Here is a 20363-nt window from a genome sequence, read left to right on the forward strand (position 1 = left end):
GTGCTTGCCGTTGCTTGGTTGAAGAAGTCGGACTACGCTTTCGATCCCGCCACAGCGCGGCGTGCTGCGATGCCCGCGATAGATATCGCTTAGCCACGAAGTGTTCCGAGTTCATCGACGCTATGCACCGAAAGCCTCGACTGAAGGGGCGAGACCATGAACGCCGTCCTTCCGATCATTTGCCTTGCAAGGCATGGCGAGACGGCGTGGAGCCTCTCGGGCCAGCATACTGGCCTCACAGATTTGCCTCTCACCGAGCGCGGCGAACTCAATGCGCAAAGTTTGCGCGCGCGGTTGCTAGGCTTCACTTTCGCAAAAGTGTTCACGAGCCCCCTGAAGCGAGCGGTCCAGACATGCGAGCTGGCTGGCTTCAGCGTCGAAGCGGAACCCGACCGCGATCTGCTGGAATGGAATTACGGCCAGTACGAGGGGCGTCGCACAACCGAGATCCATGAAGAACGTCCGGGCTGGCAATTGTTTCGCGACGGCTGTCCGGGAGGAGAAGCACCGAATCAAGTCGGTGCCCGGGCCGATCGCATCGTGGAGCGCGTTCGCAACATCCCAGGTAACGTGTTGTTGTTTTCGAGCGGGCATTTTCTCCGGGTTCTGGCGGCACGCTGGTTAGGCCTCGATGCGGAGGCCGGACGACTCTTCACACTCGACACTGCAAGCCTGAGCATGCTCGGGTACGAACACGATCAGTCAGAACCAGCGATCCGGCTGTGGAATGACATCGGGCACGTCGAAGGTCGGTTCGCACCGAGCTTCGCGCACTGAGCGCTAGTCGGAGTAACATAGTCTTGAAATGTCCGTGCGTGTTACGCGCGTACGATGAGCATATCGCAGAGAGTTGCGTAAGGGTAAGGCCGATGAACCAGGTCGTCTTTCTGGTCGATGTCGACAATACACTTCTCGATAACGACCGCATCCAGGCCGACATCAAAGCCTACCTCGAGCGCCGGTACGGTGCCCCTTGTCGCGATCGGTACTGGGCAATTCTGGAGGAGCTGTTCCAAGAACTGGGGTATCGAGACTATCTCGGTGCACTCCAGCGGTACCGTGTCGAACACCCGCAGGACATGCACCTATTGTCCATGTCGTCATTCCTGGTCGATTACCCGTTCGCCAACCGTTTGTATCCGGGGTCCCTGGATGTGCTCGAACGACTACGTCAGTGGGGCCCAACCGTCCTTCTCACCGATGGCGACGTCGTCTTTCAACCCCGCAAGGTTGAGCGCTCGGGACTTTCGGAGGCAGTCAACTCACACGTGCTGATCTACATCCACAAGGAACTCGCGCTCGATGATGTCGAGGCCCGCTATCCGGCGCTGCACTACGTTCTGGTTGATGACAAGCCGCGTATCCTTGCCGCGGTCAAGGAGGCCTGGGGCAACCGCGTCACCACCGTTCTTCCCCGACAAGGACAATACGCACACGACGTGAACGCCCTGTCCTCCTTCGCCACACCCGACGTGACTGTGGACCGGATCGGAGACCTACTCGACTACGATCTGGGTCGCCTGCTTGCGGCAGCCCCACCGCTCGAAGCTGCGGAGGTGAAACGATGAATGCAACGCAAAAGCTCCATGAACTCGGACAGAGCGTTTGGCTCGACAACATCAGCCGCGACCTGCTGACCAGCGGCACTTTGAGGCGCTACATCGCCGACTTCTCGCTGACGGGACTCACATCGAACCCGACAATCTTCGACCAAGCGATCAAGAACAGCTCTCACTATGATTCAGCGATCCGCAGCAAGCTCACCGAGGGAAAGTCGGGCGAGACGCTATTCTTCGAGCTCGCAATCGAAGATCTTGTCCAGGCAGCAGACCTGTTCCGCCCGATTTGGGACCGCACCAACGGTGTAGACGGGTGGGTCTCGCTCGAGGTCTCGCCACTTCTCACGCATGACACGGCCAGCACAATCGCGGCGGCTAAGGAGTTGCATGCGCAGGCGAAACGCCCCAACCTCTTCATCAAGATACCCGGTACACGAGAAGGGTTGCCCGCCATCGAAGAGTCGATCTTTGCCGGCGTGCCCGTGAATGTGACGCTTTTGTTCAGCCGGGAGCACTATCTCGCTGCCGCCGAGGCATACCTGCGCGGCATCGAGCGTCGGATTGCGGCCGGTCTAAGTCCAAATGTTGGATCCGTTGCGTCGGTCTTCGTCAGCCGCTGGGATGCCGCCGTAGCGAAAGAAGTGCCCGCCCAATTGCGCAATCAACTTGGTATTGCAATCGCGAAACGAACCTACAAGTCGGCTTGCGAGTTGCTCTCCTCGGCCCGTTCGCGGCGCATCTACAACGAGGGTGGGCGGCCACAGCGCCTGTTATGGGCGAGCACAGGAACCAAGGACCCTGCAGCGTCTGACGTTTTATACATCAAGGCGTTGGCCGCGCCGCTTACGGTGAACACCATGCCGGAAAGCACGGTGAAGGCCGTGGCCGATCACGGCGAAATTGGAGAGATTTTGTCGTCCGACGGCGGCGATTCCGAAGTCGTACTCTCGCAATTCGCGAAGGCCGGCGTCGACATCGAAGCGCTAGCAGCGACATTGCAGGATGAGGGCGCCAAATCGTTTGTCAAATCCTGGAATGAGCTGATGAGTGTCATCTCCGCCAAGACCGAGGTGCTCAAGAAGGCAAGCTAAATTCCAATCGAGACAAAGGTCTTCCATGAACATACTGGTCGTTGACGTGGGCGGCACCCACGTCAAGATCCTTGCCTCCGGCGAAAAAGTTAAACGAGAAATTGACTCCGGGCCGACCCTAACGGCCCGGCAGATGGTATCGAGCGTGAAAAAGCTGGCCGATGGCTGGGAGTATGACCTCGTCTCGATTGGCTATCCCGGCCCGGTTGTGCATGACCGGCCTATGGCGGAACCTCACAATCTGGGAAAGGGCTGGATGGGCTTCAACTTCGCTGCGGCATTCAAACTGCCGACGAAAGTCATCAACGATGCGGCGATGCAGGCGCTCGGCAGCTACCGGGGCGGCAAAATGCTGTTTCTCGGGCTCGGGACGGGACTCGGCTCGGCGATGATCGTCGATGGCATCGTGGAGCCGATGGAGCTTGCGCACTTAGCCTACAAGAAGCGGACCTACGAAGACTATGTCGGCGCCCGCGCGCTGGAGGAATTTGGCAGGAAAGCATGGCGGAAGCACGTCGAAGATGTCGTTGAATCTTTGGTTGCGGCTCTCCAACCCGAGGACGTCGTGTTGGGCGGCGGCAACGCGACAAAGTTGAAAACACTGCCACCACTATGCCGTCTTGGCGATAATGCCAACGCGTTCAAGGGCGGCTTCAGGATGTGGGAAGGTCCGCCGAAGGGAACGATCACTCGCTCGCGCAAACAGACTGCGCAAGCCGCCATGGCGCGTCAAAAGGAGCGATAATGGCAACTACCACGAAAACGGTCACCGAGCTTCCAGCCTGGAAGGCCTTGTCCGCCCATTTTCAGAAGATCGATCGCTTGCATCTGCGCGAGCTCTTTGCTCAAGACCCCAAACGCGGCGAGCGCCTGACGGTCGAAGCAGCCGGACTCTACCTCGACTACTCGAAGCACCGCATTACCGGCGAAACGCTGGCTCTGCTGTTGGAACTGGCCCAACAGTCCGGGCTCCGCGCGCGGATCGATGCGATGTTCGCAGGCGAGAAGATCAACGTTTCCGAAAAGCGGGCCGTCCTGCATGTCGCGCTCCGCGCGCCGAAGGGGCAATCGATCCCGGCCGACGGCGAGGACGTTGTGCCCGAGGTCCATTCGGTGCTCGACCGCATGGCCGATTTTTCCAATCGCGTACGCGGCGGTGCGTGGCGCGGCCACACCGGAAAGCCAATCCGTAACATCGTCAACATCGGCATCGGCGGCTCCGATCTGGGGCCGGTGATGGCCTACGAGGCGCTCAAGCATTACAGCGATCGCGCCATGACGTTCCGGTTCGTCTCCAACGTGGACGGCACCGATTTTGCGGAAACGACCCGCGATCTCGATCCAGCGGAGACGCTCTTCGTTATCTCTTCCAAGACCTTCACAACCCTCGAGACCATGACCAACGCCGGGAGCGCGCGCAACTGGTCGCTCGCGGGGCTTGGGGGCGACGAGGAGGCGGTCGCGAAGCATTTCGTCGCGGTGTCGACAAATACGAAAGAAGTGACGAAGTTCGGCATCGACACCGCCAACATGTTTGGCTTCTGGGACTGGGTTGGCGGTCGATACTCCATGGATTCGGCGATCGGACTTTCGACGATGCTTGCTATCGGTCCCGACAACTTTCGCGCCATGCTCGGCGGCTTCCATGAAATTGACGAGCATTTCCGCACCGCGCCCTTCGAGCGCAACATGCCGGTACTAATGGGGCTGCTTGCCATCTGGAATAATAATTTCTTCGGCGCGCCGACCGTAGCGGTGCTACCTTATGAGCAGTACCTGAAACGGTTCCCGGCATACCTCCAGCAGCTAACGATGGAGAGTAACGGCAAGCACGTCACGCTCGATGGTAATCCTCTCACCTACGACACCGGTCCGATCTATTGGGGTGAGCCCGGGACCAACGGTCAGCACTCGTTCTACCAGCTCATCCATCAGGGCACCCGTCTCATTCCCTGCGACTTCATCGCCTTTCACAAGACACTCAACCGACTTGGACAACAGCACGACATGTTGCTCGCGAACGTCTTCGCGCAGGGCGAAGCGTTAGCGTTTGGCAAGACACCTGACGAAGTAAGCGCAGAGGGATCGGCCGATTGGCTCGTTCCGCATCGCGTATTCGAGGGAAACCGACCGTCCAATACGATACTGATGGAACAGCTGACACCCGCGGCGCTGGGCAAACTCGTCGCACTGTACGAGCACAACGTCTTCACTCAAGGCGCAATTTGGCAAGTCGATTCATTCGACCAATGGGGTGTCGAACTCGGCAAGGTGCTGGCGCAACGCATCATCCCCGAACTGACCAACGAAGCCGAACCCAAATACGCCCACGACAGCTCGACCAACGCCTTGATCCGCCGACATCGCAGGTTCAGGGACAGGTTGCACTAGACACTGATTTCGAAACGCCAGGTTACCAGCGCACGGGGAGATAATAACGCCGCAGCTTAAAAACAGGAGCCACTCATGCAACTCGGAATGATCGGCCTCGGCCGAATGGGCGCCAATATGGTGCGAAGACTTGTCCGGCATGGTCACCAATGTGTCGTCTTCGACATGTCGCCGAATGCCGTTGCGGAACTGGTGAAAGACAACGCGACAGGAAGCTCCTCGCTGAAGGATTTCGCGAAGAAGCTCGAAAAGCCGCGCGCGATCTGGTTGATGGTTCCTGCGGCCGTCGTGGATACATCGATCCGCGATCTGCTGCCGCTGCTTGAAGCCGGCGACATTCTGATCGACGGCGGCAACTCGTACTACATCGATGACATCAGGCGCTCCAAGGAACTGGCTCAGAAGGGCATTAATTATGTAGATGTCGGCACCAGTGGCGGTGTGTGGGGTCTCGAGCGCGGCTACTGCATGATGATCGGTGGTCCTGACCAGGCAGTGCAGCGGCTGGATCCGGTCTTCAAGACGCTTGCTCCGGGCGTCGGCGAAATCCCGCGCACGCCGGGACGAGAGCACGCCGCCGCCGGCACCTGCGAGCATGGCTATCTCCACTGCGGGCAGAGCGGAGCCGGTCATTTCGTCAAGATGGTCCATAACGGTATCGAGTACGGGCTGATGGCGGCGTATGCCGAGGGGCTTGGTATCCTGCGCGCCGCGAACATTGGCAAGCAGACGCACGCGGCGGACGCCGAAACAACGCCGCTTCGCGTTCCCGAGCACTACCAGTATGACCTGAATCTGCCCGAAATCGCAGAAGTGTGGCGGCGCGGCAGCGTGGTCGCGTCGTGGCTTCTAGACTTGACGGCAACGGCATTGCTGGAAGATCCGGCGCTTTCCAAATTCGCTGGGCGCGTATCCGACTCCGGCGAAGGACGCTGGACCATCGCAGCAGCGATCGACGAGGCAGTGCCCGCCCCGGTTCTGACGACGGCGCTTTACGAACGCTTCAGTTCTCGCGGCGAGGCCGATTTCCAGAACAGGCTGCTTTCGGCGATGCGCTACGAGTTCGGTGGACACTTGGAAAAAGGCAGCCAGTGAGAGACCCAGATGGCCTTGAGCGAACCCAGATCCGACGCATTGGTATTTTTCGGCGCAACCGGCGATCTTGCCTACAAGAAGATTTTTCCGTCGCTGCAAGCCATGCTGAAGCGGGGCCACCTCGATGTGCCCGTCATCGGCGTCGCGAAGGCCGGCTGGACCCTCGACCAGCTCAAGGCCCGAGTACGAGATAGCCTCGAAAAGCACGGCGGCCTCGACGCCGCTGCGTTTGACAAGCTAGCCGGTCTTTTACGTTACGTAGACGGCGACTATGCCGATCCCACTACGTTCGACGCCCTTCGCAAGCAGCTCGGTTCGGCGCAGCGGCCGGCACATTATTTGGCGATCCCACCCGCCTTGTTTGCAACCGTAGTGGAGCATCTCGACACTGCCAATTGCACAAACGGCGCGCGTGTCATTGTGGAGAAGCCATTCGGGCATGATCTCGCCTCCGCACGGAACCTCAACAGGATCCTGCTCGCCAGGTTCGACGAAGATCACATCTTCCGCATCGACCACTATCTCGGAAAACGACCTGTTCACAACATGGTCTTCTTTCGCTTCGCAAACGCCTTCCTGGAGTCGTTCTGGGACCGCAAGTTCGTGAGCAGCGTGCAGATCACGATGGCGGAGAATTTCGGCGTGCAGGGTCGCGGCGCCTTCTATGACCAAACCGGCACAATTCGCGACGTTATCCAAAATCATCTGTTTCAGGTGTTGGCGAATCTCGCGATGGAGCCGCCGGCCCGATCCGACAGCGAATCGCTGCGTGACGAGAAAGCCAAGGTTCTGAGGTCGATTCCGCCGATCGCTGAGAACGAATTGGTGCGCGGACAGTTTCGCGGCTACCGGCAGGAGCCAGGCGTTGCTCCGGAGTCGCAGGTGGAGACGTTCGCCGCGCTCCGGCTGGAGATCGACTCCTGGCGCTGGCAGGGAGTGCCATTTTACATCCGAGCCGGAAAATTGCTTCCCGTGACTTGCACGGAGGTAATCGTACGCCTTCGTGAGGCGCCGCGGATATTCCCCCATAGCGCCGCGATACCGAATTACTTGCGGTTTCGCATCAATCCCGACATGGCCATTGCTCTCGGCACGATGGTGATGGATGAGGATGATCGAGAAATCGGGGAGCCTGTCGAGTTGCTGGCCAGCCGGCGCCCTGGCCCAGAGGAGATGGATGCATATGAACGCGTGCTCGGCGACGCGATGAACGGCGATCGGACGCTGTTTGCACGACAGGACTACGTCGAAGAAGCCTGGCGGATTGTCGATCCGGTCTTGAGAAAGACGACACCCGTCTACGAATACCATGCAGGAAGCTGGGGGCCTCACGAAGTGGACAAGAATGTCACACCGCCGGGCGGCTGGCTCAACCCAACGGTCGTGTGACGCACTCGATGGCGGCAGCCTATCGCTGACGGCGCGCCAGCGGCCATGTTATCGACACCCGCGGGAGGGAATCAGCCATGACGGACGCCGAACTCGACCAACTCGCGATCAACACCATCCGCACACTGTCGATTGACGCAGTTCAGGCCGCGAACTCCGGCCATCCGGGCACGCCGATGGCGCTTGCTCCACTTGTCTATACGCTATGGAATCGAGTCATGCAGTTCGATCCGCAAGATCCGATCTGGCCCGGTCGCGACCGCTTCGTGCTGTCGAACGGCCACGCGTCGATGCTGCTGTGGTCCGTGCTTTACCTTACCCGCACGCAGGCCGTGAATGCCGACTACGAGACGTTGGGAAGGCCTGCTGTTACCCTCGACGATATCCGCCGCTTTCGCCAGCTTGGGAGTCACGCGCCAGGACATCCCGAATACCATCTGGTATCCGGCGTCGAGACCACCACCGGCCCGCTCGGACAAGGTATCGCGACCAGCGTCGGTATGGCGATCGCGCAGCGCTGGCTCGCTGCGCGATACAACAAGCCGGACTTTACCATCTTCGACTACGATATTTACGCCGTATGCGGCGACGGCTGCCTGATGGAAGGCATCAGCTCGGAAGCGGCGTCGCTGGCCGGCCACCTCGGCCTTGATAACCTGTGCTGGATCTACGACAACAATCATATCACGATAGAAGGCAGCACACGGCTGGCCTTCACGGAAGATGTAGCCGTCCGTTTCACCGGCTACGGCTGGAACATCCTGTACGTTAGTGATGCCAACGATACCGCGGGCATCGAACGGGCCTTGACGACGTTCCGGGATACGAAAGGCCGGCCGACGCTGGTGATACTCAGTAGTCACATCGGATATGGCTCGCCACACCGCCACGATACTGCTGCGGCACATGGCGAACCGCTCGGTGTTGAAGAAGTCGAGCTCACCAAGCGCGCCTACGGTTGGCCGGAAAACTCAGATTTCCTCGTGCCAGACGGCGTTCGCGAACATTTTGCCGCCGGCGTTGGCGTGCGAGGCGCTGAGGCTCGTCGTAGATGGGAGGACCTATTCGCTGGTTACCGTGCGAAGTATGCGGCACTGGCAACCGAGATCGACCAGATGCAACAACGGATACTTCCGGAAGGTTGGGACCGCAACCTGCCGATATTCCAAGCGGATTCGAAGGGCGTCGCGGGTCGTGAAGCTTCGGGAAAGGTCTTGAATGTTCTGGCGCAGAACGTTCCCTGGTTAATCGGCGGTTCGGCCGATCTGGGTCCATCGACCAAGACGCTTTTGACCTATGAAGGCGCAGGAGATGTCCAGGCCGCCACACCGGGTGGCAAGAATTTGCATTTCGGCATCCGCGAGCATGCGATGGCAGCAATCCTGAACGGTCTCGCACTGTCGAAATTGCGGCCGTTCGGCGCGACATTCCTGATCTTCAGCGATTACGCTCGGCCCGCGATGCGACTCGCTGCACTGATGGAATTACCGGTCGTTTTTGTTTTCACCCATGATGCGATGGGCGATGGCGAAGATGGCCCAACGCACCAGCCGATCGAGCAGCTCGCCTCAATGCGAGCAATGCCAGGTCTGACGCTGTTCCGGCCGGGTGATGCCAACGAAGTGGTCGAGGCCTATCGCTACGTCATGCAGCTTCGTCATCGGCCAGCCCTGCTGGCGCTGTCTCGCCAACCGTTACCGATCCTCGATCGCAGCAAGTATGCATCGGCATCCGGGGTGGCGCGAGGCGCCTATGTGCTTGCCGACCCCCCTCAGGGCACGCCAGACATCATCTTGATTGCCACCGGCAGCGAGTTGAGTCTCGCGGCCGACGCTCATGAGAGACTTAGCTTCGATGGTATCCGTTCGCGCGTGGTCTCGATGCCGTCCTGGGATGTCTTCGAACGCGAGACCCAGGAATACCGCGATGACGTCTTGCCACCTGAGATCACAGCCCGCGTTGCGATCGAGCAGGCGTCCACATTCGGCTGGGAGCGGTACGTCGGGAGAACTGGCCGAATCATTGGCATGCACACATTTGGCGGTTCCGCTCCGCTGAAGGCGTTGCAGCAGGAGTTCGGATTCACCGTCGATCATATCGTCGCGACGGTTAAGGCGCTGTTGCAACCCTCGAAAGCCGCATAGCATGGACGATGTCGGGCAACGTCGCCCCCGTTCGGCTGAGCATGCAAGGCTTGCCGACTCCTCGCCCGATACTCCCGGCGACTGGAAAGCGATCGGGCCTTACGTTAGTGAGCGGGCTTGGGGCACCGTGCGCGAAGACTACAGTGCCGATGGCAAAGTCTGGCAATACTTCCCATACGAACACGCGCGCTCGCGCGCCTATCGGTGGAACGAGGACGGTCTTGCCGGCCTTTGCGATCAATCGCAGCGCCTGTGTTTTGCTCTCTCCTTTTGGAATGGACGTGACCCCTTCCTGAAGGAACGTATCTTCGGTCTCGGTGGTCCAGAAGGAAATCACGGCGAGGACGCCAAAGAGTGCTGGTGGTATATCGACGCAACACCGACCAGCTCGTGGCTTCGTTGGCGTTACCACTATCCCCAGCTAGAGTTTCCCTACGCGTTGCTTCGGCAGGAGAACGCAAGGCGCAACAAGGACGAGCCCGAATTTGAACTCCTGGATACCGGTGTTTTCGAAGGGGATCGTTACTGGCAGATCACGGCGGATTGCGCCAAAGCATCACCCGACGACGTATGCGTGCGCATCAGCGTTCGAAACGCCGGATCCGACGCAGCTGAGCTTCAGGTGCTTCCGACACTGTGGTTCCGCAACCGTTGGTCCTGGGAGGCTGGCATCGCGCGGCCGATTATCCAGGCGACGACTGAGACCGGCAACGTCGGCGCGATCGCTGAAGAAGAACTGCTGGGCCGCTGGCGCTTCACTGCCGGGGCGGACCCAGCCGGAAGGCCGCCGCCGTTGCTGTTCTGTGAAAACGAAACCAATGCCCGATACCTGTATGGCGTCACCACCGAGCAGACGCCCTATCCGAAGGACGGCATCAACGACCATGTCGTTCACGGTGCGGCGACCGTAAATCCTGCGAGGCGGGGTACAAAAATGGCCTGCTGGTATCGCCTCAAAGTCGCTGCCGGCGAAACGGTCGAGCTCAGGCTTCGCCTGGCACGTGATGGACGCGACCAGGCTGCGAACCTCGGAGCAGACTTCGAGCGAATCCATGCCGAGCGTAGGCGCGAAGCAGACGAGTACTATGCAGCGCTGACCCCTGACGGCGCGAGCGACGATGAGGCCGCCGTGATGCGACAAGCGTTCGCTGGCATGCTGTGGAGCCAGCAGTTCTACCACTACGACGTCGCGCGCTGGCTCGACGGCGACACCATACGTCCGCCCGACGCTCGCGCGTCTGGTCGCAACGCGGACTGGCGCCATCTCAACAACCACGACATCATCGCCATGCCCGACAAATGGGAGTATCCATGGTATGCCTCCTGGGACCTCGCCTTCCATTGCGTGGTGCTGGCGCACATCGACCCCTCAGCAGCGAAGCATCAAATGCTGCTGCTGGCGCGCGAATGGTACATGCACCCGAACGGCCAGTTGCCGGCGTATGAATGGAATTTCGGAGACGTAAATCCGCCAGTTCAGGCGTGGGCCACGCTTGCGGTGTTCCGGATCGATGGCGGCACCGATTTCGACTTTCTAGCTCGCGCGTTTCAAAAGCTCCTGATCAACTTCACCTGGTGGGTAAATCGAGAGGACGCGTGTGGCGACAACGTATTCGAGGGCGGCTTTCTCGGTCTCGACAACATCGGCCCGTTCGACCGCTCGCAAATGCACCCTGATGGCGATGTCCTGGAGCAGTCGGATGGCACCGCCTGGATGGCTAAGTTCTGTCTCAACATGCTGGAGATGGCTCTCCTGCTTGCCAACCACCAGCCTAGCTACGAGGACGTCGCGGTAAAGTTCTTCGAGCATTTCGCCTTAATCGCGACCGCTATGAACAAGCTGTGGGATGACAAAGACGGCTTTTTCTACGATCGGCTTCGCAAGCGCGACGGCTCGACTTTCACGGTGCGCGCACGTTCTATGGTGGGACTGTTGCCAATCTTTGCGGCGGTACAGCTCGATGCGACGCTGTGGGACCGACTGCCGATGTTCCGCAAGCGCGCGCGCTGGTACATCGAAAACAAGCCTGGCCTTGCAGAATTCCTGCACACACCTGCGACCAATGAACGCCCTCGGCTGATCTCGCTGGTGGGCAAGTCGCGCATGAAGCGGATTCTCGCGTGTATGCTCGACGAATCAGAATTTTTGTCGTCTTACGGGCTGCGATCCTTGTCGCGTTACCACCGCGAACATCCACTTATCGTCAACATGGATGGACATGTTGCCCGTCTTGACTATGAGCCTGGCGAATCTCGAACAGGGCTGTTCGGCGGCAATTCAAACTGGCGCGGACCGATTTGGTTTCCGCTCAATTTTCTTGCGATCGAGTCGCTACGACATCTTCATACCAACCTTGGCGAAGACTTTACGGTTGAATTGCCTACAGGATCGCGTCGGCAAGCAAGTCTCGAGCAAGTGGCCGAAGAACTCGAGCGCCGATTGCTCAGATTATTCCTCCGAGACTCAGACGGCCGGCGACCAGCACTGGGATCGGATTCACGCTTCCAGCGCGATGGGGCATGGCGCGATTCTTTGCTCTTCTACGAATACTTTCACGGCGATACCGGCGAAGGACTTGGCGCCTCGCATCAGACCGGATGGACGGCTCTGGCCGGCGCACTGGTGGCAAATCGGCGGTTCCGAAGTGCTCAGAAGTAATGGACGCCAGCAGGCATACGTCAGCTTCTTGGCGCATGATAGCATCCAAGGTGACGAGTCGCAGCCAGCCAACCTCGCTGGCGCATTACAGGGATACGGTACGCGCTGTAATCCCACGGACATGAGCACGACCGCACACGATGCCCAACGACCATGGCTATTTGCGCTGTACCGAGACTGTGACGGCGATGCGTTGAGCAGCTTAAGGTTTTTGCTCATGAACCCCCGAACCGACAATCCGGTTCTGGTTCTGCAGCAAGCCGTACCCTGCGGCGACGGGCAGAACAGATTGTCCGTTTTGCTCGCCCTAATATCCTATTCTACGATGAGCATGTGATCGATCTGTACCATCGGATCAGCGCGCCGTATCGAATGGGGTGGAGATAAAGAAAGAAAGGAAAAGTCGCCCAGCAATCCGGCCGGGCGACGTGCGACCACAAAAAACGTCGCACGAGACCCGTTTCGTTCTCGGCGGACCTCCTCGCAATTTATTGAAGAAGAAGGCCTTTTATTTGGTGGGCGCACCAGGGCTCGAACCTGGGACCCCCTGATTAAGAGTCGGCCACGGGTTGAGAGCAATCAATGACTTGCCGGTCGCACCCCTGGGCTTGTCCGGCCGAAAATGGGCATTCGTCGCACGATCACAGTCGACCGTTATACTGGCCGTTATCCGAAGCGGTCGGGACATTTGTCCCCGGGGGAATCTTGTCATTTAATGCTGGGCGACTGCGTCGCGAACGGGCGGATCTCGCCCTCAACGTTTGATCTCCAATCGTTTTCGTGGCCTCGATACCTCCACTCGAAACTGGAAGCACGGCATTTGCGCAGAAGCGTAACAGCTGCCTGACTCTTCACCACGCATAACGGACGACGCCCTTGCCGGCGTAGCTGCGCGTGCTGGTCGAGAACTCCCCTTCAAAGGTCGCCGCCGCGGACCAGCCGTTCGCCCACTTCAGCTCGGCGGATGCCGTGGTGAGCGCGGAGTCGGACGCCTGCGCCGCACCGTTGACGACGAAGCTTGCGCCCGGCAGCGCCTGGAAGGTCGCCGCGACCGCGCGGTCCGGATTGTAGTCATGCGCCCAGGCAAAGCGGCTACGCAGCGTCAACACGCCGTTCTGCATCGCGAACGACTTGTCGGAGCGAATGCCCAGTTCGCTGCGCGTGTCGGTCACGCCCTTCGCGCCATAGGCCACCGCAAACGCCGACGCACCGGACACGACCTGTTCGGCGTAGGCAGGAAGGTCAAGCGCCGTGACTTGCGCCGCGGCGTAGGGGGTGATGCCGACACCACCCGCCACAGGTGCGACGAAGCGATACCCACCCTCGAGGCGCCCGGACCAGGCATTGGCATTGAACTCGGCGCGCAGGTGATCGATGCCCGCGACCGTCACCACGCGGTTGGTGGTGATGTCCTGCCAGCCATAGGCGAGCGCGGCGGAGACATATGCCGGGCCGTTGCTATGCCGCACATAGGCGCCGGCCTGGAACAGGTCGGAACGGCCGGAGCCGAGACCATTCACGCCAAAGTTCGTGCCGCCGCCGGCGAGCGCGAAGCCGGCAAGCGTGTTCGGAGCGACCAGATAGTCGGCACCCACAGCGGTGCCGTAAATGCTGCTGGTCGTGTTGTTCGACCCGGTGACCGCATTGCCGTCAGTCGATTGTGAACCGCCGAAGCCCTCCGCCCACACGCTCCAGTGCGACTCGAAGCTGCGCGGCGGCGCCTTGGTGAACATCGCAAACGCATCGGTCGCCTTGCGCGCCGCATACGCGCTCGCGCCCTGCTCGTCTGCAAAGCCGGTCGCGTCGCTCGTTGCGCCCGGCCCGCCAGCGCGTCCCGCGAAGGGATCGGTGAGAAGGCCCATGAACTGGCCCATCGCAACGAACGTCCCCTGCTGCACGGTTGTGCCAAGCTCGCCGGAGGCTTGCGTCAATCCCGCCCCGTTCAGCGCGCCATAGACCAGCGGAATGCCGCCGTTGCTGTTGAAGGAATTGATGAACGCATTGGCGACCGCCTGCTGATTGCGGGAGAGGCCGCCGCCATAGCTCAGCGCCGACGGGCCCGGCGTGAAGTTCAGCGCCAGATTGAGATAGGCGTTGTTGGCATCGTAGCTGAGGCTGGTGTGGAAATTCGCCGGAAGATTGGTGTTCGCGACCGTCGACGCGAAGGTCCCGGACACGCCACCACTCGTGGTGAGGATGTTGTATTTCTTCTCGATATAGCTGCCATTGGCGAATACCGCATTGACCGCGGCGCCGCCGAGCGTCGCCGTGCCCGTGACTAGGGTGTTCGCCGCAGCCGACGGGGTCACCTGCATCAGGTACATGGCGCCGGACTGGAGCACGAGATTGCCGCTGATGTTCAGCGAGCCGGTCGGGCTTGCCGCATTGCCCGGCGCGAGCGTGCCACCGCTCATGATGGTGGTCGCGCCGAGACGGCCCGTGCCGGACAACGTGCCGGCCGTGTTCACCGTGACGGCCGATGCGCCCGCGATCGAGCCATCCACCTCCAGCGTGCCGCCATTGACCGTCGTGGCCCCGGTATAGCTATTGGCGCCCGCGAGGGTGACGACGCCGTTCGTCGTCTTGGTCAGCCCGCTCGATCCCGCCAGGACACCATTCACGGTGCCAGCCTGCATATCGAAGGCCGTCGATGCGTTGATGGTTGCCGACGAGTCCAGCGTGCCACGCGTCATCTGGTAGGTGGTGGTGTTCAGCGTCCCGTTCTGGATCGTGCCGCCGGCCTGGGTGACGCCACCGTTCTGGGTTTGCGTGGTGCCATAGAGTTTGAGTATGCCGCCATTCACCGCCAGACTGTTGGCCGTGTCGCCTAAGCTCGCCCCGGATTGAATGCCGAGGGTGCCGCCGTTGACGATCGTCCCGCCGGTGTAGGTATTGGCGCCCGTGAGGAAGACGGCGCCGTTCGTCGTCTTGGTCAGCCCGCCCGATCCCGCCAGGATACCGCTCACGCCGCCCGCCTGCATATCGAAGGCCGTCGATGCGTTGACGGATATGTCCAGCTGGCCGCCCGTCATTCGGTAGGTAGTGGTGCTCAGCGCCGCCGCTATACCCTGGATCCTGCCGCCGGTCTGGGTAACGCCACCATTCTGGGTTTCCGTTACGCGGTAGAGTTGGAGTATGCCGCCATTCACTGCCAGACTGTTGGCCGTGTTGCCCAAGGCCCCAGCGGAACAAACGCAGAACTTGCCATCATTGACGATCGTCCCGCCGGTGTAGGAATTGGAACTGGAGAAGCCGACCGTACCGGGGCCGGAGATCGTCACGGATCCGGCGCCGCTAACTGTCCCGATTACCCCGAACGACGCGCTGGTCGACGCCGTCGTGATCACCGTGTTCGAATTGAGTTGAAGGTTAGCCGCCACGTCGGGCGGATTGACCCCGGTGGACTGGGTTTGCACATTGATCGCTGCAGACCCCGTGCTGGCCTGCATGATCAGCACGCCGCCCACAGCGAACTGGAAGCCGCTGCGGGCGGCAATGGCGGCGGCGGTGGCGTTGACATTGAGGGTGCCCACCGTAAACGGGCCGCCCCCAACATTAACGATGGAGATCCCTCCGACAGAATTGGTCGCGTTGAATGTCGCGACCGCATCGACTGCGTTCGGCACGGTCCCGGGCGTCCACTTGGTGCTGTCCCCCCAACTATCGCCGTTGCCGCCATTCCAGGTCTGTGCTTTCGCATCGCCTGCCGAGACGATCGCCGCCGTCCCGACCGCGATCAGCGCCGTCGTGCCAAGCAGCGCGTGCCGTATCCCAGCAGCCGATGATTTCAACCCTCGCGTCAAAGTCGCAACGATCACCGTCGGCACCGCCGGCCGCATTCCAAGAACGCTCATGTCCACCCCAACAGCGCCGGCAGCCCGAAGGCCGCGAACCCACTTCCAAAAGCCGACTCGCGATGAGCGACTCACCCCAAGCCTGCTTACCCTCCCTCACGTCGAATTTGTCGGGGAATGCCATTGCGCGTTGTAAATGCATGTAAGGACGATGCGCGCGTTCGTGGTCAGGATGGCTTTGCTACCAAGGCGCACCGACGCGTTTGGCCGATCCTGACGTACCAACAAAGAGCCGCGCCGCAATCAGCGACGCGATCGACGCGCCGCTCGGAAACATCTGCGCTGCATCAACACCGGGAAGATGTTAAGGACCGCTGCTCGCAACGTTCCGCCCGGCTCCCATCCCATGTCGATCACTTCTGACTGCATCCGCTCCCCATACGTTAAGGGCGCGCACTCTTGACGGCGGCTGTTCTGGCACACCGCGCCGCTCTGAGGCGCCGCATGGCGGTCTGCGTGCTCGCGCTGACGGTTCTGCTGGCGGGACTGACGCTGCCCAGTGGTTTCGCAGCGGCCGGTAAGGATGACGTGGATCTGGCGCGCGTCGCGGATCACCTGTTGCTCGTGCAATCTTTGTCGCTCCTGGAAGACCGCGACGGCCGGCTCTCCGCCGAAGAGGTGCTCAGGCATCCGGGGTGGAGTCCAGCGTCGCCCCGAGCGTTGACCCGGGGATTCACCAGTTCTGCCTTCTGGCTGCGCGGGACGTTCTATAACAGCAGCGATCAACCGGTCACGCGGTGGCTGTCCGTCGGAGTCGTGCGGCTGGAGGACGTGCGCTATTTCCGGTTTGCGCCCGGCGAGGACAAGCCTTCCGAAACATTGCTCGCCGGCAACCGGATGCCCCTCGAAAGCCGTCCGGTCAGAGCGGCCCGGTCCGTGTTTCCCGTTACGCTCGCGCCGGGGGAGCGGATCGTCGTCGTGCTGCGCGTGCAAAGTCGCTCTTCAATCAGCATCGAGACCAGCGTGTGGAGCCCCGCCACGTTCCAGGAGGCGGAGGCGCCAGACGCACTCATCGAGATGTTGTTGATCGGATCGATGTCGACTATCGCGATCCTCGCTTTGGTGCCGGGCTTGCTCCGGCGTGATCGAGTCTTCCTGGCGCTTGGCGCCGGGGCCATAGCCGAAATCGTCTACGACATAGCCTTCCAGGGGTTTTTGTACCGCTACTTCCTCACGGGCGGCGGGGATATCGTCCTGCGCGCACCGGGTGTCCTCGGTCCGATCGCGCATGTGCTTCTTTGCACGATGGGAATAATGTTCATCGGAACGGATCGCATCGCGGTTTGGCAGAGAATTCTTGGCGCATTCAGCGGCATAATGTTGGCGGGATCGCTGTGGGCCGCCTTCGGCGACTACCGAACCGCCGCCTCTGTGCTCACTATCCTGCATGTCGTCTATGAGGTCGTATGGATCGTCGCCGTCCTCGATAGCTGGCGCCGCGGCTTTGGCAATGCCCGGCTGGTCTTGCTCGCAAGCAGCCCCGGGGCCCTCAGGTTTTTCCTGTATCTCGGACACATTCTCGGCATGTGGCCGGCCTCCTGGTCCGTAGGCTCGGAAATCGCCTGGAACAATCTGACCGTCATGCTGCTGCTGATGTTGGTTGCGGTCGGGCGTCTCCGCGAGGTGCAAAACGCGAGAGCACAAGCCCAGCAGGAATTGATGGACATCAAGGAGCACGAACGGGAGCGTTTGCAGCAAGCGGTCGACGAGCGCACTCGCGAGCTTCAGGCCGCGCTGGTTGCAGCGGACGAAGCCAATCGCGCCAAGTCGGATTTTCTGACTGTGATGAGCCACGAGATCCGCACGCCGATGAACGGCATGCTCGGTGCCATCCATCTGCTGAAATCCATGCCCCTGGCGGGCAAGGTGCGCACCGCGGTCGATGTCGCCGAACGGACGGGCGCTGCAATGCTGGCGACCATCGGCGACATCCTGGATTTTGCGAGGATCTCCGACGACAGGCTGGAAACCAATTACGCGCCCTTCGACCTTCATGCATTGCTTGCAGATGTCCAAGCGATCATGAGCCTGCGCGCCGAGCAGAAGCATCTGCTGCTCACGGTCACCGCCGATCCGGCATTGCCGGCGGCGGTGATGGGCGACGTCGACCGGCTCCGGCAGGTGCTGCTGAACCTCGTCGGCAACGCCGTGAAGTTCACCGAGACCGGCGAGATTTTCCTGTCCGCGGCGCCGGACGCCGACCAAGCCGACTGGATCCGGTTGGAGGTGATGGACACCGGCATCGGCATCCCACAAGAGAGACACGACCGGCTATTCGAGCCCTTCACGCAGGCCGACGCATCGATTGCCCGGCGATTTGGCGGCACCGGACTTGGCCTTGCGATCTGCCGGCGACTGACTGAAGCCATGGGGGGCAGCATCAAGGCGGACAGTCCACCAGGACTGGGCAGCACCTTTCAAGTCCGATTACCGCTCCCGCCGGCTGAAGCAGACGACATCGCAGCCCCGGCCCCCGATGAACGAGGCGATGCCGTGCGGAAGTCGCGCAGCGTACTCGTCGTGGACGATGACGAAAACAATCGATTTGTTCTCTCCGGCTTGCTCGGCGTGATGGGACACCGTGTGATGGAAGCTGATGATGGTACGCAGGCGCTCGCACGATTGGCTGAGCAGCCGGTTGATGTGGTGTTGGCTGATCTCCAGATGCCCGGCATGGATGGAACGGAGCTGGTCCGTCGCATCCGCACCCTGCCGGGGGACCGCGCAACCGTTCCGATTGTTGCCGTTACCGCCAATGTCGCGTCGGGCGTGGTCGAACGCTGCTTGGAAGCGGGCATGGATGGCTATCTGTCCAAGCCGGTGATGCCCGACGACCTGCAACGCGCGATCGACGCAGTCTGCGCCGGCCGGCCGCTCGCGCGGGTCGGCGCACAGGCGCACGAGAGGGACTTTCTGGCTTCGCTGAAGCAAGCACTCGGCGTAGAGGCCGCCCGTCGACTGGTCGGGCAAGCCTTGGCGGCAGTCGAACAGGGCGCGGCGGAGATCGACGCCTCCCTGCAACGCGGCGACCACGAGCGCGCGCGCCAAGCCGCACACCGGGTGGCCGGCTCAGCGGGGCTTGCCGGACTAACAAGGCTAAGCACGGCCGCGGCAACCCTGGAGGATCGCCTCGCCCAATCGGGGACGGACGGGATCGACACGGAGGTCAGCGCCATGCTTGCTCTGGCAGGACGCTCCGCCGAAGAGCTCCGGCGCATCTATTCCGGTCTGGCGCAGAACCGGTAGCCGATGCCGGGTACGGTGACGATCAATCGGGGCATGCGCGCCGGATCGCCCAGCTTGCGGCGCAGACTGCTGACGATGACGTCCACCACACGCGACGAGGTACCGATGCTGTCTGACGCGATGGCATCCAGCAGCTGCGCGCGCGACACGGTGCGTCCTGCCGCGGCCACCAGGGCCGCCAGCACGTCGAATTCAGATGGAGGCAGCGGAATGGGCTGTCCCTGCGTATTCGTCAGAACGCGTGCGGCGGGATCGAACGACCACCCCTCGAATCGGATCGCCGCACCCTTCTCGCTGTTCCGGCGGCCGAGCAAGGCCATCAGGCTTGCGACGAGCTGCCGCGGGTGGAACGGCTTGACCAGATAGTCGTCGACGCCGAGCTCCGCCGCGACGGCGCGGCTGCCTGCGGAGTCGTCCCGCGTCGTGATGCAGATCGGCACGTCCAACCGCGTTCGCAACTGCCGGACGAGAGCGAGCCCCTCCTCGTCGGGAAGACCGAGGTCGAGGGCGATGGCATCGACGGGCTGATCCGGCAAACGCAACGCGGCACGCATTTCCGCTGCCGTGGATGCGACCGTCACCGCGACACCTTCCTTCTCCAGATAAGCCGCCAGAAGCGTCTGCACAAAAACCTCATCCTCAACGAGGAGGACCGACGGAAGACGTCCTGCCATGGTTCTATGAATCCATTCTGTTGTCAGATCGAGCAGTGCTCTTTTTGGCGCGCTTTGGGCCATCGAACAAGGATCAGGCACCGCGAAAACGAGGTGGGGACGCACGGCCTTCGGACCGCGGCGATGGAAATCGTGGGGTGGGGGAGCGAGTCGCCCACCGCAGCGAACAATCCGATTCTGGTTCTGGAGAAGACGGCACCCAAACCGAGGGGCAGAACGGATCGTCCGTTTGCTCGCCCGAATATCCTATTCTACGACGAG

Annotated in this window: 12 protein-coding genes and 1 tRNA gene; 10 read left to right on the top strand and 3 right to left on the bottom strand. The window is 61.2% G+C overall.

The window, feature by feature from the left end:
- Positions 1 to 156 precede the first annotated feature (156 nt).
- From OWC48_RS32180 to OWC48_RS32220, 9 genes are all read left to right on the top strand, one after another.
- Positions 157 to 777: a histidine phosphatase family protein gene (locus tag OWC48_RS32180; RefSeq protein WP_282523583.1), complete on the top strand. Its 621-nt coding sequence runs from the start codon at positions 157 to 159 to the stop codon at positions 775 to 777.
- A 92-nt stretch (positions 778 to 869) separates the two neighbouring features.
- Positions 870 to 1568: an HAD family hydrolase gene (locus OWC48_RS32185; RefSeq protein WP_282523584.1), complete on the top strand. Its 699-nt coding sequence runs from the start codon at positions 870 to 872 to the stop codon at positions 1566 to 1568.
- Positions 1565 to 2650, top strand: coding sequence for a transaldolase (gene tal / locus OWC48_RS32190; RefSeq protein WP_282523585.1), 1086 nt, complete (start codon positions 1565 to 1567; stop codon positions 2648 to 2650). The genes OWC48_RS32185 and tal overlap by 4 nt, the downstream gene beginning before the upstream one ends.
- A 25-nt stretch (positions 2651 to 2675) precedes the next feature.
- A complete protein-coding gene (locus tag OWC48_RS32195; RefSeq protein WP_282523586.1) occupies positions 2676 to 3395 on the top strand; it encodes an ROK family protein in 720 nt (239 codons plus the stop codon).
- Entirely contained in the window at positions 3395 to 5041 is a 1647-nt protein-coding gene (gene pgi / locus OWC48_RS32200) for a glucose-6-phosphate isomerase (RefSeq protein ID WP_282523587.1), read from the top strand. The genes OWC48_RS32195 and pgi overlap by 1 nt, the downstream gene beginning before the upstream one ends.
- Positions 5042 to 5116: 75 nt before the next feature.
- A complete protein-coding gene (gnd, locus tag OWC48_RS32205) occupies positions 5117 to 6136 on the top strand; it encodes a phosphogluconate dehydrogenase (NAD(+)-dependent, decarboxylating) (RefSeq protein WP_282523588.1) in 1020 nt (339 codons plus the stop codon).
- Between the two features lie 15 nt (positions 6137 to 6151).
- A complete protein-coding gene (gene zwf, locus OWC48_RS32210; RefSeq protein ID WP_282523620.1) occupies positions 6152 to 7525 on the top strand; it encodes a glucose-6-phosphate dehydrogenase in 1374 nt (457 codons plus the stop codon).
- Positions 7526 to 7602: 77 nt separating this feature from the next.
- Positions 7603 to 9669, top strand: coding sequence for a transketolase (gene tkt, locus OWC48_RS32215; protein ID WP_282523589.1), 2067 nt, complete (start codon positions 7603 to 7605; stop codon positions 9667 to 9669).
- 1 nt (position 9670) lies between these two features.
- A complete protein-coding gene (locus tag OWC48_RS32220) occupies positions 9671 to 12328 on the top strand; it encodes an MGH1-like glycoside hydrolase domain-containing protein (protein WP_282523590.1) in 2658 nt (885 codons plus the stop codon).
- Positions 12329 to 12841: 513 nt separating this feature from the next.
- On the opposite strand, the gene OWC48_RS32225 is transcribed toward OWC48_RS32220, so the two are convergent.
- Positions 12842 to 12930 (bottom strand) — tRNA-OTHER (locus tag OWC48_RS32225).
- A gap of 249 nt (positions 12931 to 13179) precedes the next feature.
- On the bottom strand, positions 13180 to 16182 hold the full coding sequence (locus tag OWC48_RS32230) for an autotransporter domain-containing protein (protein WP_282523591.1): 3003 nt from the start codon (positions 16180 to 16182) through the stop codon (positions 13180 to 13182).
- Positions 16183 to 16626: 444 nt separating this feature from the next.
- Between OWC48_RS32230 and OWC48_RS32235 the strand changes: the two genes are divergently transcribed.
- Positions 16627 to 19428 carry a hybrid sensor histidine kinase/response regulator gene (locus OWC48_RS32235; protein WP_282523592.1) on the top strand — a complete coding sequence of 934 codons (2802 nt, stop codon included), beginning with the start codon at positions 16627 to 16629 and terminating at the stop codon, positions 19426 to 19428.
- On the opposite strand, the gene OWC48_RS32240 is transcribed toward OWC48_RS32235, so the two are convergent.
- A complete protein-coding gene (locus OWC48_RS32240; protein WP_282523593.1) occupies positions 19401 to 20102 on the bottom strand; it encodes a response regulator transcription factor in 702 nt (233 codons plus the stop codon). The two genes, OWC48_RS32235 and OWC48_RS32240, sit on opposite strands and share 28 nt — an antisense overlap.
- Positions 20103 to 20363 lie beyond the last annotated feature (261 nt).

Source organism: Bradyrhizobium sp. Arg816, assembly GCF_029989365.1.
In the GTDB taxonomy this organism is placed as follows: Bacteria; Pseudomonadota; Alphaproteobacteria; order Rhizobiales; family Xanthobacteraceae; genus Bradyrhizobium.

Excerpts from the sequence above, each read along its gene's own strand:
- OWC48_RS32195 (WP_282523586.1), top strand. The coding sequence starts at position 2,676 with ATGAACATACTGGTCGTTGACGTGGGCGGCACCCACGTCAAGATCCTT.
- OWC48_RS32185 (WP_282523584.1), top strand. The coding sequence starts at position 870 with ATGAACCAGGTCGTCTTTCTGGTCGATGTCGACAATACACTTCTCGAT.
- OWC48_RS32230 (WP_282523591.1), bottom strand. The coding sequence starts at position 16,182 with ATGAGCGTTCTTGGAATGCGGCCGGCGGTGCCGACGGTGATCGTTGCG.
- tal (WP_282523585.1), top strand. The coding sequence starts at position 1,565 with ATGAATGCAACGCAAAAGCTCCATGAACTCGGACAGAGCGTTTGGCTC.
- OWC48_RS32235 (WP_282523592.1), top strand. The coding sequence starts at position 16,627 with ATGGCGGTCTGCGTGCTCGCGCTGACGGTTCTGCTGGCGGGACTGACG.
- gnd (WP_282523588.1), top strand. The coding sequence starts at position 5,117 with ATGCAACTCGGAATGATCGGCCTCGGCCGAATGGGCGCCAATATGGTG.
- OWC48_RS32180 (WP_282523583.1), top strand. The coding sequence starts at position 157 with ATGAACGCCGTCCTTCCGATCATTTGCCTTGCAAGGCATGGCGAGACG.
- OWC48_RS32240 (WP_282523593.1), bottom strand. The coding sequence starts at position 20,102 with ATGGCAGGACGTCTTCCGTCGGTCCTCCTCGTTGAGGATGAGGTTTTT.
- pgi (WP_282523587.1), top strand. The coding sequence starts at position 3,395 with ATGGCAACTACCACGAAAACGGTCACCGAGCTTCCAGCCTGGAAGGCC.
- tkt (WP_282523589.1), top strand. The coding sequence starts at position 7,603 with ATGACGGACGCCGAACTCGACCAACTCGCGATCAACACCATCCGCACA.
- OWC48_RS32220 (WP_282523590.1), top strand. The coding sequence starts at position 9,671 with ATGGACGATGTCGGGCAACGTCGCCCCCGTTCGGCTGAGCATGCAAGG.